Origin of the sequence: Bacillus sp. FSL K6-3176 (genome assembly GCF_038003325.1) — a bacterium.
GTDB classification, from domain to species: Bacteria; Bacillota; Bacilli; order Bacillales; family Bacillaceae; genus Bacillus; species Bacillus altitudinis.
This window is the reverse complement of sequence record NZ_JBBOOX010000001.1, coordinates 3,089,029-3,104,546: the sequence shown is the minus strand read 5'-3', so window position 1 is coordinate 3,104,546 and position 15,518 is coordinate 3,089,029. Positions and strand designations below refer to the sequence as shown.

Here is a 15,518-nt window from a genome sequence, read left to right as displayed (position 1 = left end):
GAAGGTAAGCAAATGAGCCGCTATATCATCAAACGAATGTTATCTATCATTCCTGTATTTCTACTAGCCACACTGTTCACAACTGGCATGATTCATCTGTCACCAGTTGATCCAGCGGAGGCATATTTAGCAGCGGCTCATATTCAGCCTACTGATGAGGTATTAGCCCAAAAACGAAGTGAATTTGGTTTAGATGAACCTTTTTACATGCAGTACCTTCATACGATTGAAAAAGTCGTCCGTCTTGATTTTGGGCGGTCGTATATGACCAATCAGCCTGTGCTTGATGAGGTGATCTATCGAATACCTGCGACGATTCAATTGGCGTTCACTAGTCTGCTGATCGCAATTTGCGTCAGTATTCCACTAGGCTTTTTCAGCGGGTTGAGAAAAAACGGCGTTGTAGATCATGTGAGCCGGATGATTTCTTTCCTAGGAGCATCTATCCCGACCTTTGTTTTGGGGTATTTGCTCATCTTCTTTTTTTCAGTGAAACTCGATCTTTTACCTGTTGAAGGTGTTGGTACATGGGAACATCTTGTACTGCCATCCATTACACTGGCTGTGCCGTTAATTGCGATGTATACGAGATTATTGCGAGCGAGTGTGAGTGAGACGCTTCACGAGCCTTTTGTTCAATATGCGAGAATGAGAGGGTTAAAGGAACAATCGATTATGTTCAAACATGTCTTCAGAATGGCGCTATCACCGATGCTGACAGGACTTGGCGTGAATCTTGGCAAGCTGCTCACAGGGACTATTATTGTAGAGGCTGTTTTTTCATGGCCTGGATTTGGACGATTTTTTATTGAAGCGATCTTTAACCGGGATCTGCCGGTCATTCAATTTTATGTGTTGATGGCGGCGTGTATCTTTATCTTAAGCAGCTTGATAGTGGATCTTCTTCTGCTGCTCATTGACCCCCGTATTTCTAGAAAGGAAGGCCGCCAGCCATGATGACAAAAGTAAAACATCTTTTCTATCATCAAAAGATGATCTCGATCTGTGTGCTGCTGCTCGGTCTCCTGCTCATTGTGACGATATGTGCACCATGGATCGCTCCGCATGACCCAGCGGCTGTCAATCTTGCAATGAAGCTAAAGGGTTCTTCATGGGAGTATCCTCTAGGCACCGACCAATTGGGAAGATGCAATTTATCTCGTATTCTATATGGTGCTCGTATTTCACTAGGATGTGCGTTGTTAATCTTTGTTTCCTCTCTATCTATCGGTTTAATCGTAGGGCTGATTTCTGGATATAAAGGCGGCTGGATCGATCACGTATTGATGAGATTGTGCGACGGGGTCATGGCATTTCCAAATTTGGTGCTGATCCTCGGATTAGTCGGTATTTTTGGACCAGGGCTTTCTCAAGTGGTGCTGGCTTTGATGCTTGTGCAGTGGGTGTATTACGCCCGCGTCTTTCGAGGGATGGTGCTTAGTTTAAAGGAACAAAACTTTATTGCAGCTGCGAAGATTAGTGGTACTTCCCATTGGAATATCATGAGAAAGCATATGATTCCGAATGTACTGCCGCCACTCGCAGTTGTGGGCACACTTGAAATGGGCTGGGCGATTATGGACATTTCCGCCATGTCTTTTCTAGGCTTAGGGGTTCAGCCCCCTACGCCTGAATGGGGAGCGATGATCCATGAAGGAAAATCTTATATTCAAACAAATCCTCAGCTGATGCTTTATCCGGGTCTTGTGATTATGGCTGTGGTCATTCTATTCAACTTACTGGGAGAAGCCCTTTCAGAGAAATATGGCATCAAACGTCGTGTGTAAAGGAATGAGTCAGATGGAAGAGTCTATTTTAAACATAGAGAACCTGCATGTGCATACGAAAACGCCGCAAGGAACCATTTCTCTCGTTCAGGAAATAGCATTTGAGGTAAAGCACGGTCAAATTGTTGGATTAATTGGTGAGAGCGGATGCGGAAAAACGGTGACAAGTATGTCGATCTTAAACATGCTTGATCGAAAAACAACGGAAGTGACTGGCAGTATCACTCTACAAGGTCGAGAATTGATCGGTTTGAGTGAACAGCATATGCGGTCTATTCGTGGCAAAGATCTCTCATATATCATGCAAAATCCAATGAATAGCTTTACGCCTGTATGGACAATTGGACATCAATTGATTGAAACAATCCGCCGGCATACATCTGTCAGTAAAAGGAAGGCTCGGGTCCAGGCAATTGAAGCCTTAGAGAAAATGAACCTGCCGCATCCAGATCAATTACTGAGTAAGTACCCTTTTGAATTAAGCGGGGGGATGCTCCAGCGTGTCATGATTGCTATGGCTGCCTGTATGCATCCGCCTCTGATCATCGCAGATGAACCGACAACCGCATTAGATGTACACAATCAGAAGCTGGTGCTTGAGCACTTGAATCAAATTCGTCATGAATACGGAACGGCGATTTTGCTCATTACCCACGATCTTAGTGTGATTGCAGAAATGGCAGACGTGGTCGTGGTGATGAAACAAGGAAAAATCGTTGAAAAGGCTGAAGTTCTTGAGCTTTTTGAACACCCGAAGCATGATTATACAAAGAAACTTTTAGCAGCTCGTCCGTCCATGCCAGCTGTTTGCCCGATTTGAGGTGAGAAGACCGTTGCATTTATTAGAAGTGAAAGCAGTTAGTCATTCATATGGTAGCCGATCGTTTCTGATGAGGACAAAAGGGAGAGCCCCTGTCCTGAAAAACGTCCATTTGACCATTGAAGAAGGCACTTGTCTTGGATTACTAGGTCAAAGTGGTGCAGGGAAAAGTACACTTGGCCGCATCATCCTTGGACTAGAGAAGCCAAGTAGCGGACAAGTTCTGTTTGAAGGTCAGGATATCATTCGTGCAGATCAGCGGACACATCAGCATTTCCGCCGACATGTACAAGCGGTATTTCAAGATTCATATTCAGCGGTGAATCCAAGGTGGACAGTGGAACAAATTCTATCTGAGCCGCTTGAAAACTATGAACCAATGAACCGTAAAAAACGTCAGCATATACTGATTCACTGGTTAGAAAGAGTAGGGCTCAGTGAGCAGGATTTGTCCAAGTACCCATACCAATTTAGCGGCGGCCAGCTACAGCGGATCAACATCGCCAGAGCACTGGTGCTTCAGCCAAAGCTCATTGTGCTGGATGAATCAGTCAGTAGCTTAGATATGGTTACGCAGGCTGTCATTTTAGATTTGTTAGTCGAATTAAAGAAAGAGCTGAAGCTTGCATACTTATTTATTACACATGATTTGACAGCGGCCTATCATTTAAGTGATCAATTAGCGATTCTTGATCAAGGTGAACTTGTGGCTCAGTTTCAATCGAAGGATGATTTCTTTATATCAGAGCACGAAGCTGTGCTGAAAATGAAGGAGGCAACGCTCGCCAGTCACCCTTTGTCCCGAACGATTGGCAGGCCGCTTCGTTAACTTTTTCATTCCCTCAATGCCTCTTTTAGGAGAGGCTATTTTTCATGAAAGGCAGGTGGCATCGATGAACCATCGAGCATATTTAGCTTTGGCTATCCCTTTAACCATTTCAACGATGACCACGCCATTACTCGGTGCTGTCGATACAGCAGTTGTTGGACAGCTTGCCAATCCCGCTTATATAGGGGGCGTCGCAGTCGGCAGTCTCATTTTTAGTACATTGTACTGGCTGTTTGGCTTTTTACGGGTAAGTACATCTGCTTTTGCCGCCCAAGCAAACGGAGCGCAGAACGAGGAGCAGGGTGTTCTTGCTTTTCTAAGGCCTTTTTTGCTGGCTATTATCGTCGGGCTTTGTTTTATTGCTCTTCAATGGCCCATTATTCAATCCGCATTATGGATCATCTCTCCTGCTGCTGATGTGCGTGAATATGCAGCGGATTATTTTCATATTCGGATCTGGGGAGCGCCATTTACCTTGATGAATTACGTCATACTCGGCTGGCTGATGGGGATGGCAAAAATGAAAGAAGCTCTTTCTTTACAAATTTTGATCAATGTCATGAATATGATCTTGGCATTGATCTTAGTTCATGCGTTTTCTTTTGCCGTCAAAGGTGTGGCAGCGGCGACATTGATCTCTGAACTCACTGCTTTTGTGTTAGGGGCCTGGATCATCTTGAAGCATACGTCAAACGGTTTTTGGATGCCGTCTATCCAGCAGGTGATGGACACACGTGCAGTAAAGAAAATGTTTCATGTGAATAAAGACTTGTTTATCCGAACGATCTGTCTGCTTGTCGTGATCAACATGTTTACAGCAAAGGGAGCGTCTTTCGGAACGGAGCAATTGGCGGCGAATGCCATTTTATTTCAAATTCACTACATCATGGCCTATTTGTTCGATGGATTTGCCAATGCATCCAGCATCCTTGTCGGTAGATCAGTAGGTGCGAACGACCGAGCGCTTTATGATAAAACATTAACCCTTTCGAGACAATGGGCAGTTGTGATGGCATGTGTCATTGCGGCAGGTTACTTTTTCTTTAAAGTACCGATTTTGAGCCTGTTTACAAATTTGCCTCAGCTTCTTGATGTGACACTGCAATATGCCGATTGGCTCGTTCTTTATCCGTTCGCTGCTTGCTTTGGCTTGGTGATTTATGGTGTATTCACAGGTGCGACAGAAATTGCTCCTGTTAGGAATTCAATGCTGTTTGCGATGATTTTGTTTGTGGCTGTTCAGGCGGCAGTCATTCCGATATGGCACAATCACGGACTATGGTTTGCCTTTATCATTTATACTTTAGGACGGTCAGGCTTTTTGATGATGTACAAATCAAAGCTGGATCAAAAGCTTTTCCTGCATGAAAAACACCCTTTGCAATCATGAGAAAGGGTGTTGTTTGTCGTCCATTTATTCGCCTTCTTTTTTCACCTTTTGGTACGCTTCATCGAGATGCTGAATTCGCTTCAAGACAACAGCATTTTTCGTCAATTGGTCCTGCACAAGTGTAGAAACCACCGAACGATAATAAGCGTTCATGGCATGAATCTTGTCTTCATGTTGATTCATGGCAATGTGCTGTTTTAAGTTGTCGATAAAGTATGGAACGGAAAAAAGTTCAGACATGGAAATCACTCCTATTTCGTATATACGGTCCGTCAATCTTCATGTAAAATGATGAGAGGGAGGGGAGACAATGAGCCTTAAACTGCAACAAGAACTAGTATTAAAGCAGGTACTCACGCAAGAACTCAGGCAGGCGATTACGCTGCTGCAATTGAATTGTGCAGAGCTGGGTGAGTATCTTGATCAGTTAGCGCTTGAGAACCCTCTGATTGAGCGGAAAGACACGGACAGCTATCAACCAGTTTATCATAAAAGAACGCAAGATCGAATGACAGAGCCGTATCGTACGCATCAAAAAGAAAGCCTGCAAATGTATTTAAAGAGACAGGCTATTGATTTGAATTTAAGTGAAAAGAATCAAAGGATTTTTCAATTCATGATTGAGTCCATTGATTCCAATGGCTATTTAAATGAACCGGTTGACCAAATGGCCGCTGTGTTACAGGCTTCGGCAGAAGAAGTAGAGGCCGTTCTTCATCAGCTTCAATCATTAGAGCCTGCCGGGATTGGCGCTAGATCATTGCAAGAATGCATCCTGCTCCAGCTTAGACGAAAAAAGGATCGCTGGTATGAAGCAGAGCTGATCATCGAAGGGCATTTCTTTCTGTTCGCAAGGAAGGCTTGGAAGGAAATCGCAGCTAAAACAGGTATGCCGTTGAAAACCCTGCAAGCCATACAAGATGAGGTGTCGCTTCTCGAACCAAGACCAGGCCTTCATTTCTCTTATGAAGAAGAGGATGTGTATATAGAGCCAGATGTGTTGATTACAGCTGCGGGAGGTCACATCACATTCGAGCTGAACCAGCGTGCTTTTCCGGACATTGAAATGAATGAAGGGTATTTCGCCATGATTCAAGATCAAAAGCGGCATGAAGCATACACGTATTTAAAGGAAAAGCAGCAGCAGTACAATTGGCTTGTTCAAGCGCTGAAGCAGAGAAAACAAACGATGACAAATGTCGTTCGTGAGATTATCTTACAACAGACTGATTTTTTCCTGACCGGGAAGCATAAAATGAAACCGCTTACGATGAAGCGGGTTGCAGATAAATTACAAGTACATGAGTCGACAGTGAGTCGAACAGTCAAAGGAAAAATGGTGCAGACCCCTTATGGGTTAATGGAAATGAAACAGTTTTTTCAAGCGAAACTAGAAGGGCATTCGCTTGAAGAAGCATCCAGCTACACAGTGAAGACCCACATTGCAGAGCTGATTCAATCAGAAAATAAGAAAAAACCGTATTCGGATCAGCAAATCATGACGCAGCTTCAGCAAACCTTTGGTATCCGCGTCTCTCGCAGAACCATTGCCAAATATCGTGAACAAATGAACCTTCCGTCTTCCACGCTGCGGAAGCGATATGATTAAAAAGAAGCACATGCCAGAAACAATGGCATGTGCTTCTTTTTTGATGAGTGGAAGAGTGATAGAAGATTTCTTGAGAATTGAAAAAAGGGAAGACGTGTGATCTGAATTTTGGGGTAAAGTATAAGATAGGGCATGAGCCGATGGGGTAGACAACAGTGATGAGGTGAGACCAATTGAAATATAAACAAATCAAAACGAAAAAAATATATGAAGAAATTGCGGATGCATTAATCGAATCCATTCGGACGGGGGAGCTTCTTCCGGGCGAAAAATTAGACTCGGTTCAAGCACTTTCTGAAAACTTTCAAGTCAGCCGTTCCGCTGTGAGAGAGGCGCTGTCCGCTCTGAAAGCGATCGGATTAATAGAGATGAAGCAAGGAGAAGGCACATATGTGAAGCAGTTCGATCCTGAGCAGCTCACATTTTGTTTATCTCCTGCTTTTTTGATGAAGCAGCAGGATATCGCGCAGCTTCTTGAAGTGAGATCAATCATTGAATCAGGTGCTGTCAAAAAGGCAGCATTGCTGCGGACAGACGATGACCTCCATCGACTGCGTGATGCACTTGAACAAATGAAGCGTGCAGAAGCGTATAAAGAAATTGGTGAGGAGGCAGACCTCACATTTCATCTTGCCATCGCCAAAGCCTCAAAGAATCATTTACTAGAGGCTTTAATGAATCAGGTCTCAACCTTGTTAATGGAAACGATGCGAGAAACAAGAAAAGTCGTGTTATTCTCAAGAAAAGCGTCCATACATCAGCTTTACAAGGACCATGAACGTATTTATCAAGCTATCATGGACAAACAGCCAGAAGAAGCAGAGCGGGCGATGCTCACACATTTGGAAAAAGTAGAACAACTTCTTGGTGATGTGCTGCAAGAACAGGAAGGAAAGCCAGATATACAATAAGCTGTGCCGCATAAGGGCACAGCTCTATTATTGAAGAGAAATATGCAGCTTTTTCATTCGATATTGCAGACTTTGCCTGCTCATGCCCAATATCTTTGCAGTCTGTGAAATATTGTCGTCCATTTTATTTAAGTAATGGACGATGTATTGTTTTTCAAATCGATCCATTTGGGTTTGGAAGTCAGTTGTATGATCTGAGCTCGTGTAGACAAACGTATCAGCTGCAGCTGATAGATTAAGCGGACTCATCTGCATGTGTTCACTAGGACGTCCTTCTCCTTGCTTGAAACGGAAATGGTAAGGAAGGTGATGCATGCTTAAGTATGTTTCGTCCATCATCATATTCATCCCAGCTTCAATCACATGCTCCAGTTCTCTTACATTGCCCGGCCAATGATACGTTTGGAACAGGGCAAGTACCTCTTCATCAGCCGCCTTCACATTCATTTGAAACAGTTCATTATATTTTTGAATAAAATGCATGACAAATGTGGGGATGTCTTCTTTTCGCTCAGAGAGTGGCGGGATAAACAAGGTGACAATGCCAAGCCGGTAAAATAAATCCTTTCGCATCCGTCCACCTGCGATCGCATCTACAGGGTCCTCATTCATATTAGCAATCACTCTCACATCAATGGCGATTTCCTTTGTACTGCCTAACCTTCTTACACGTTTCTCTTGCAAGACGCGCAATAGTTTTGCTTGAAGAGCTGGGTGTAATGAGTTGATCTCATCTAAAAGCAGTGTACCTCCTTGTGCTTGTTCGAATAGACCCGGCTGATCTGTTGCCCCTGTAAAAGCCCCTTTTTGTGTTCCAAAAAGCAGACTTTCAATCAGGTTATCAGGCAGTGCTGCACAATTCTGCGTAATAAATGGTCCAGATGAACGGCTGCTGCCATTATGAATGCTTTGTGCAAATAGTTCTTTCCCCGTCCCTGTCTCACCAACAATCAGCACATAAGAAGAGGTACGTGTGGCTCGTTTCGCATGTTCAATCACTTCTAAAAAGGCAGGACTCTCCCCAATGATTGAATCAAATGTAAAGCGTGTGTTTCCTTTTTTCTTCATATTGTGATGAATGAGCCGTTCCAGTTTCGTGACATCATTCGAAATTTCAACTGCCCCTTGAATCAAACCGTCTCGAACGAGCGGGTATGTATGGTTAATCGTTGTGATTTCTTTTCCATTGTAGTTGTGATACGTCTGCTTTGCATGAACCGTCTGTTTCCCGGTTCGCAGCGCTTGGACAAGTGTACTGTGCATCTCATCCTGAAACACAAAGAGGTCTAAGACATTTTTATAAAGGACATCAGAACGTTTTAAAGATTCGATCTCCATCATTTTTTTGTTATAAACAATGGTATTGCCATTTTCGTCAATGGCGTGAACCCCAACATCAATTAAATCGAGCATTTGTTTATATAGATCAATCTCATTTTCGAGCTTTGCGGTATGCTGATCTTTTTTCACTTGCGCCACCTCCAGACATTACCTCTATTTTACATGAAAAATTTTGCGGTTTCCTCTAAAAAAATTTGCATATGCAAAATATTTTTGCGGTAAAGATGAGCACAATCCTAGACACAGAGCGATCACTAAGTTGGCATGATCCTTGCATAACATAAGAGTGAAGATGAACCCAATCAAAAGAGGCAAGCTTATAGAAGGAGGAATACACGATGACACAGACAAAAGCATTGATTCATCAAACAGAACAATACGGTGCGGCGAATTATCATCCGTTGCCAATTGTGATTTCAGAGGCTGAGGGAGTGTGGGTGACTGATCCTGAAGGCAACCGCTACATGGATATGCTCAGTGCATATTCTGCAGTGAACCAAGGACATCGCCATCCCCGCATTATTGAAGCGCTTAAAACACAAGCTGACCGCGTGACACTCACATCAAGGGCCTTCCATAATGATCAGCTTGGCCCATGGTATGAGAAGATCTGCAAATTAACGAATAAAGAGATGGCATTGCCGATGAATACGGGTGCCGAGGCTGTGGAAACGGCGATAAAGGCAGCGAGACGATGGGGCTATGATGTCAAGGGAATCGAAGAGAATCGAGCAGAAATCATTGCATGTACCGGGAATTTTCATGGTCGTACAATGACGGCTGTGTCACTTTCTTCGGAAGCAGAATATCAAAGAGGTTTCGGTCCGATGCTTCCAGGCATAAAGCTCATCCCTTATGGAGATATTGAGGCGTTACGCGAAGCGATCACTCCGCAAACAGCAGCTTTTCTCTTTGAACCGATTCAAGGAGAAGCGGGCATTGTCATGCCGCCTGAGGGCTTTATAAAAGAGGCAAAAGCGATTTGTGAGAAGGAACATGTGTTATTGATCGCAGATGAAATTCAAGTGGGCTTAGCGCGGACTGGCAAGATGTTTGCATGCGACTGGGAAGACATTGAGCCGGATATGCTGATTCTTGGTAAAGCACTTGGCGGTGGGGTATTCCCGATCTCATGTGTTGTAGCAAACCGTGATATTTTAGGTGTATTTAATCCAGGGTCTCACGGGTCTACCTTCGGCGGGAATCCTCTTGCGTGCGCAGTATCACTTGCTGCACTAGATGTGTTAATCGATGAGAAGCTTGCCGAGCGCTCATTGGAGCTAGGGCAATATTTCAAAGACAAACTGTCACGCATTCAAAGTCCTGTCATTAAGGAAGTCCGCGGGCGTGGACTATTTATTGGGATGGAACTGACTGAGGCAGCTAGACCTTATTGTGAGAAGCTCAAGCAAGAGGGGCTGTTATGCAAAGAAACCCATGAGACAGTGATTCGATTTGCACCGCCGCTTACCATTTCAAAAGAAGACTTGGATTGGGCAATCGCTCATATCGAAGCGTTATTTCAAGCATAAATGATCAAGGGAGAAGACTTCAAATTCTCCCTTTCTCTTTCAATGAACGGCGAATTTTGTCAAAGGTTGATGAATAGAAGAGTGAAAGTGGGGAAGCGGATTTGAAGCCAGAACAGCATAATGAATTAGAGCGTTCCATGAAAAGCAGACATCTCTTTATGATTGCCTTAGGTGGGGTCATCGGAACAGGCCTTTTCCTTGGGTCAGGACTCATTATTCATCAGGCAGGCCCAGGGGGAGCCATTCTTTCGTTTATCATTGGCGGATTGCTCATGTATTTGGTGATGCTCTGTCTTGGTGAATTAGCAGTGGCGATGCCGACAGCTGGTTCCTTTCAGGAGTATGCAACCAAATATATAGGTCCGTCCACAGGCTTTATGATCGGCTGGCTTTATTGGTTTAGCTGGGCATGTACAATTGGACTTGAGTTTACATCAGCAGGTATTCTACTCCAAAGGTGGTTCCCAGATATCCCTGTTTGGCTTTGGTGTCTTGCCTTTAGCGTCATCTTATTTTCCATCAATGCCATCTCGGCACGCAGTTTCGCTGAAACAGAGTTCTGGTTTTCAGCCATCAAGGTTGCTGCGATCTTATTGTTTATTATCATTGGAATTGGCGCAATTTTCGGAATGATTCACTTAAAAGGCGGGGAACCTGCCCCACTATTTCGTCATTTGACGGATCATGGTGGACTTTTTCCTAATGGTGTTTTTGCGATTTTATTAACCATGGTCACAGTCAATTTCTCCTTTCAAGGAACAGAGCTTGTAGGGATTGCAGCAGGTGAAAGTGAAAGTCCGGAAAAAACACTCCCGCGTTCTATTCGGAATATTATTTGGCGGACGATGGTCTTTTTTGTTTTATCGATTGCGGTTCTTGCAGCCCTTCTTCCATGGCAGACCGCCGGCGCAGTGGATAGTCCGTTTGTTGTGGTATTGGACAAGGTCGGCATACCATACGCCGCAGATATCATGAATTTTATCATCATTACAGCCGTCTTATCTGTAGCGAACTCTGGATTATATGCATCATCACGTATGCTATGGGCGCTTTCAAAAGACGGGAAAGGACCTGTTTTCACGAAAAAATTATCCAAACGTAAAATCCCGATCAATGCCTTATTGGTGACAATGGGTGTATCCGCTCTATCACTGCTCACGAGTGTTGTAGCACCAAAAACGGTATATGTCTGGCTCATATCCATTTCGGGTATGGTGCTTGTCGTTGTTTGGATGTCTATTTGTTTATCCCAATACTTCTTTAGGAGACAATTCATAAAAGAGGGCGGAGATGTAAAGAATCTTGTCTTCCGAACGCCTTTTTATCCATTTGTGCCATTAGCAGGCTTTATCGCATTTGGCATTGTTCTTATCAGTTTATTCTTTATTGAGGATCAGCGGATTGGTCTTTATTGCGGAGTTCCATTTATGGCCGCCTGCTACATCATTTACTACCTCAAGATTAAACCGAAGGAAGATGCGAAACGATTTAATGAAGAGAAAGAAACGATACCGAAAACATAAGCAGGCGGCTTTTGACCGCCTGCACCTTTTCAAAGACAAATGCATTCAATATAGAAGAAAATAAATAGTTTGAAAAAAATAAAATAGCGGAAAGCTAGATGACAAGCAGGTTATCGGTCAAAATGTGTCTATTTTTTGTCTAAATGTGTTTGTAAGAGTTGAAAATGCAAGATTATCCTGTTAAAATAATTAAAGAAAGCAGGGATTAATTTTTTTTGGCTGTGGCGGGACGTTTTTTGTCACAGTGGGACGTTTTTAGTCCAACGTGAAAAGAAAGGGTCGTTAGCCATGAATCGTTTATTGGAAGCTCAAAAAAAATTATTACCAGATCTTCTCACAGTTATGCAAAAACGCTACGACATTTTGCAGTACATCAGATTAGCTGAACCAATTGGTCGCAGAAGTCTTGCGACAAGTCTTGGTCTGAGTGAACGTATTTTAAGAGCTGAAGTTCAGTTCTTAAAGGAACAAAATCTGCTGGATGTCAAAACGAGCGGTATGATGCTGACGACTGAAGGTCATGCTTTGCTTGAAATGCTTGAAGGAATGATGAAGGACGTTTTAGGTTTAACCTTTTTGGAAAATACATTAAAGAGGAAATTAGGCCTGGAAGAAGTCATCATTGTTTCTGGTGACAGCGATGAATCCCCGTGGGTGAAGCAAGAAATGGGAAGAGCTGCTGTCCAATGTATGAAAAAAAGGTTTACTGGAAATAATATCGTCGCCGTCACTGGCGGAACGACGATGGAAGCTGTTGCCGAAATGATGACCCCTGATGCCAAAAATCGCGACATGATGTTTGTCCCTGCGAGAGGCGGTCTTGGGGAGAATGTAAAAAATCAGGCAAACACCATTTGTGCCCACATGGCTGAAAAAGCTTCCGGTACTTACAAACTGCTGTTTGTTCCAGGACAGCTGTCAGAAGGTGCTTACTCTTCCATTATTGAAGAGCCGTCTGTCAAAGAAGTGCTTCAAACAATTAAATCATCCACGATGCTTATTCATGGAATCGGTGAAGCAAAAACAATGGCGATGAGACGAAACACACCCGCTGAAGATTTAAAAAAGATTGATGAGCATGACGCAGTGACAGAGGCCTTTGGCTATTACTTTAATCGTGATGGTGAGGTCGTCCACAAAGTGCACTCCGTCGGCATGCAGCTAGATGATTTAGAAAGCATTCCACACATCATTGCTGTTGCAGGTGGATCATCAAAGGCTGGGGCCATTGAAGCTTATTTCAAAAAACCCCGCCGAACGGTTCTCGTCACAGACGAAGGAGCCGCAAAAGAGTTATTAAGGGAGTCAATTGATCCCTCAATATAAAACATTGTGACCTATAAAAGGAGGAAACATCATGGCAGTAAAAGTCGGTATTAACGGATTTGGACGTATTGGACGTAACGTATTTCGTGCAGCATTAAACAATCCTGAAGTTGAGGTAGTAGCGGTTAACGATCTAACAGACGCTAACATGCTTGCACACCTTTTACAATATGACTCTGTTCACGGAAAACTAGATGCAGAGGTTTCTGTAGACGGTACGAACTTAGTAGTGAACGGTAAAACAATCGAAGTATCAGCTGAGCGTGACCCTGCGAAATTAAGCTGGGGTAAACAAGGCGTAGAAATCGTTGTTGAATCTACTGGATTCTTCACTAAACGTGCAGACGCTGCTAAACACTTAGAAGCTGGCGCTAAAAAAGTCATCATCTCTGCTCCTGCTAACGAAGAAGATATCACAATCGTTATGGGTGTAAACGAAGACAAATACGATGCAGCTAGCCACGATGTCATCTCTAATGCATCTTGTACAACAAACTGCTTAGCTCCATTTGCAAAAGTACTTAACGATAAATTTGGTATCAAACGCGGTATGATGACAACTGTTCACTCATACACAAATGACCAACAAATTCTTGATCTTCCGCACAAAGACTACCGTCGTGCTCGTGCAGCTGCGGAAAACATCATCCCAACTTCTACAGGTGCTGCGAAAGCTGTTTCACTTGTATTGCCTGAACTTAAAGGTAAATTAAACGGTGGCGCTATGCGTGTTCCAACACCTAACGTTTCTTTAGTTGATCTTGTTGCTGAATTAAATCAAGATGTGACAGCTGAAGACGTAAATGCAGCACTTAAAGAAGCAGCTGAAGGAGAACTTAAAGGAATCCTTGGCTACAGCGAAGAGCCATTAGTATCTGGTGACTACAATGGTAATGCAAACTCTTCAACAATCGATGCTCTTTCTACAATGGTAATGGAAGGCAGCATGGTGAAAGTCATTTCTTGGTACGATAACGAGAGTGGATATTCTCACCGCGTTGTTGACCTTGCAGCTTACATTGCAAAACAAGGTCTTTAATTTCTCACACTGAAGGAACTCACTTGGTTCTTTCCTAGAGACACGATATAATGAAGACGGACAAGGGAAGGGGAAGCATCCCTTTCCCTTTTTCTCTGTATTTATCCGTTCTGCACGATTTCTCGTTTTGATGAGGGCAAAATGGGAAAAGGATAAAGAGAGACTTGTCCAATGCGTAAGGAAACCAGAATAAAGGAGGATCTCCTGACGAGCATGAATAAGAAATCAGTAAAAGACATTGACGTAAAAGGTAAAGTTGTGTTCTGCCGCGTAGATTTTAACGTTCCAATGAAGGACGGAAAAGTGACGGATGATACTCGTATTCGCGCAGCATTACCAACGATTGAGTATTTAACAGGACAAGGCGCAAAGGTACTACTAGCTAGTCATTTGGGTCGTCCGAAAGGTCAAGTTACTGAAGAACTGCGTCTGACACCTGTAGCAAAACGTCTGCAAGAGCTTCTTGGACAAGAAGTGAAAAAAGCAGATGAAGCTTACGGCGACAACGTGAAAAAGCAAATCTCTAACTTAAAAGAAGGAGATGTGCTAGTGCTTGAAAACGTTCGTTTCTATCCTGGTGAAGAAAAGAACGATCCTGAATTATCAAAAGCGTTTGCTGATTTAGCCGATGTGTATGTCAATGATGCGTTCGGTGCTGCACACCGTGCACATGCATCCACAGCTGGTATTGCAGCGTATCTTCCGGCTGTTTCAGGCTTCCTCATGCAAAAAGAGCTTGAGGTTCTAGGGAAAGCCATTTCAAACCCTGATCGCCCATTTACAGCGATTATAGGTGGCGCAAAAGTAAAGGATAAAATCGGTGTAATTGAAAGTCTTCTTGATAAAGTGGACAACCTGATCATCGGCGGCGGACTTGCTTATACATTTGTCAAAGCACTTGGCCACGAAGTAGGGAAATCTCTATTAGAAGAAGACAAAGTAGATTTAGCGAAATCCTTTATGGACCGTGCAAAAGAAAAAGGCGTGAACTTCCTGATTCCAACAGATGTTCTGGTAGCCGACGACTTTTCAAATGATGCGAATACAAGCATTGTGCCAATCTCTGAAATTCCAAGTGATTTAGAAGCACTTGATATTGGAACAGAGACAAGAGAGAAGTATGCTGATGTCATTAAAAACAGCAAACTTGTTGTCTGGAACGGACCAATGGGTGTATTTGAAATCGATGCATTCGCTAAAGGAACAAAAGCAATCGCAGAAGCACTGGCAGAAGCAAAAGATACATATTCTGTCATTGGTGGTGGAGATTCAGCAGCAGCTGTTGAGAAATTTGGTCTTGCCGATCAGATGAGCCATATTTCTACAGGCGGCGGCGCTTCACTTGAATTTATGGAAGGCAAAGAACTTCCAGGTGTGACTGCATTAAACGATAAATAAGACCAAAACTGCT

The 15,518-nt window shown here is 43.4% G+C and carries 14 protein-coding genes; 12 read left to right on the top strand and 2 right to left on the bottom strand.

Annotated features, from left to right (window positions below; genetic code table 11):
• Positions 1-12 precede the first annotated feature (12 nt).
• From nikB to MHB38_RS16230, 5 genes are all read left to right on the top strand, one after another.
• The gene (gene nikB / locus MHB38_RS16250) at positions 13-957 is read left to right on the top strand and encodes a nickel ABC transporter permease subunit NikB (RefSeq protein ID WP_202734211.1); all 945 of its coding nucleotides are present in this window, start codon (positions 13-15) and stop codon (positions 955-957) included.
• Positions 954-1,787, top strand: coding sequence for a nickel ABC transporter permease subunit NikC (nikC, locus tag MHB38_RS16245; protein WP_017359202.1), 834 nt, complete (start codon positions 954-956; stop codon positions 1,785-1,787). The genes nikB and nikC overlap by 4 nt, the downstream gene beginning before the upstream one ends.
• A 13-nt stretch (positions 1,788-1,800) precedes the next feature.
• On the top strand, positions 1,801-2,607 hold the full coding sequence (gene nikD / locus MHB38_RS16240; RefSeq protein WP_202734212.1) for a nickel import ATP-binding protein NikD: 807 nt from the start codon (positions 1,801-1,803) through the stop codon (positions 2,605-2,607).
• Positions 2,608-2,620: 13 nt separating this feature from the next.
• Entirely contained in the window at positions 2,621-3,436 is an 816-nt protein-coding gene (locus MHB38_RS16235; protein WP_202734213.1) for an ABC transporter ATP-binding protein, read from the top strand.
• Positions 3,437-3,500: 64 nt separating this feature from the next.
• A complete protein-coding gene (locus tag MHB38_RS16230; RefSeq protein WP_202734214.1) occupies positions 3,501-4,826 on the top strand; it encodes an MATE family efflux transporter in 1,326 nt (441 codons plus the stop codon).
• 24 nt (positions 4,827-4,850) lie between these two features.
• Here MHB38_RS16230 and yvfG read toward each other — a convergent pair whose 3' ends face one another.
• Positions 4,851-5,066: a protein YvfG gene (gene yvfG / locus MHB38_RS16225; protein ID WP_008347725.1), complete on the bottom strand. Its 216-nt coding sequence runs from the start codon at positions 5,064-5,066 to the stop codon at positions 4,851-4,853.
• Between the two features lie 70 nt (positions 5,067-5,136).
• Between yvfG and rpoN the strand changes: the two genes are divergently transcribed.
• Positions 5,137-6,435, top strand: coding sequence for an RNA polymerase factor sigma-54 (gene rpoN, locus MHB38_RS16220; protein WP_048002935.1), 1,299 nt, complete (start codon positions 5,137-5,139; stop codon positions 6,433-6,435).
• Between the two features lie 173 nt (positions 6,436-6,608).
• On the top strand, positions 6,609-7,346 hold the full coding sequence (locus MHB38_RS16215) for a FadR/GntR family transcriptional regulator (protein ID WP_181891327.1): 738 nt from the start codon (positions 6,609-6,611) through the stop codon (positions 7,344-7,346).
• 27 nt (positions 7,347-7,373) lie between these two features.
• Here the strand turns inward: MHB38_RS16215 and MHB38_RS16210 are convergent, their stop codons facing one another.
• Positions 7,374-8,816 (bottom strand): sigma-54 interaction domain-containing protein, encoded by a 1,443-nt coding sequence (locus MHB38_RS16210; protein WP_035701437.1) that lies wholly within the window; start codon positions 8,814-8,816, stop codon positions 7,374-7,376.
• A 209-nt stretch (positions 8,817-9,025) separates the two neighbouring features.
• Between MHB38_RS16210 and MHB38_RS16205 the strand changes: the two genes are divergently transcribed.
• The 5 genes from MHB38_RS16205 (at position 9,026) to MHB38_RS16185 (ending at position 15,505) form a co-directional block, all read left to right on the top strand.
• On the top strand, positions 9,026-10,219 hold the full coding sequence (locus MHB38_RS16205) for an ornithine--oxo-acid transaminase (RefSeq protein WP_202734215.1): 1,194 nt from the start codon (positions 9,026-9,028) through the stop codon (positions 10,217-10,219).
• Between the two features lie 137 nt (positions 10,220-10,356).
• A complete protein-coding gene (locus MHB38_RS16200; RefSeq protein WP_051632367.1) occupies positions 10,357-11,742 on the top strand; it encodes an amino acid permease in 1,386 nt (461 codons plus the stop codon).
• Positions 11,743-12,030: 288 nt separating this feature from the next.
• Complete coding sequence (locus MHB38_RS16195; protein WP_008347711.1) at positions 12,031-13,068, top strand: sugar-binding transcriptional regulator; 1,038 nt, start codon at positions 12,031-12,033, stop codon at positions 13,066-13,068.
• 31 nt (positions 13,069-13,099) lie between these two features.
• A complete protein-coding gene (gene gap / locus MHB38_RS16190; protein ID WP_007500174.1) occupies positions 13,100-14,107 on the top strand; it encodes a type I glyceraldehyde-3-phosphate dehydrogenase in 1,008 nt (335 codons plus the stop codon).
• Positions 14,108-14,320: 213 nt separating this feature from the next.
• Positions 14,321-15,505, top strand: coding sequence for a phosphoglycerate kinase (locus MHB38_RS16185; RefSeq protein ID WP_008347708.1), 1,185 nt, complete (start codon positions 14,321-14,323; stop codon positions 15,503-15,505).
• The last annotated feature ends 13 nt before the right edge of the window (positions 15,506-15,518 follow it).

Bases quoted from the DNA above. Each gene is read 5' to 3' on its own strand.
- MHB38_RS16195 (WP_008347711.1), top strand. From the start codon at position 12,031: ATGAATCGTTTATTGGAAGCTCAAAAAAAATTATTACCAGATCTTCTC.
- MHB38_RS16230 (WP_202734214.1), top strand. From the start codon at position 3,501: ATGAACCATCGAGCATATTTAGCTTTGGCTATCCCTTTAACCATTTCA.
- MHB38_RS16205 (WP_202734215.1), top strand. From the start codon at position 9,026: ATGACACAGACAAAAGCATTGATTCATCAAACAGAACAATACGGTGCG.
- MHB38_RS16200 (WP_051632367.1), top strand. From the start codon at position 10,357: ATGAAAAGCAGACATCTCTTTATGATTGCCTTAGGTGGGGTCATCGGA.
- gap (WP_007500174.1), top strand. From the start codon at position 13,100: ATGGCAGTAAAAGTCGGTATTAACGGATTTGGACGTATTGGACGTAAC.
- rpoN (WP_048002935.1), top strand. From the start codon at position 5,137: ATGAGCCTTAAACTGCAACAAGAACTAGTATTAAAGCAGGTACTCACG.
- nikD (WP_202734212.1), top strand. From the start codon at position 1,801: ATGGAAGAGTCTATTTTAAACATAGAGAACCTGCATGTGCATACGAAA.
- yvfG (WP_008347725.1), bottom strand. From the start codon at position 5,066: ATGTCTGAACTTTTTTCCGTTCCATACTTTATCGACAACTTAAAACAG.
- MHB38_RS16185 (WP_008347708.1), top strand. From the start codon at position 14,321: ATGAATAAGAAATCAGTAAAAGACATTGACGTAAAAGGTAAAGTTGTG.
- nikB (WP_202734211.1), top strand. From the start codon at position 13: ATGAGCCGCTATATCATCAAACGAATGTTATCTATCATTCCTGTATTT.
- nikC (WP_017359202.1), top strand. From the start codon at position 954: ATGATGACAAAAGTAAAACATCTTTTCTATCATCAAAAGATGATCTCG.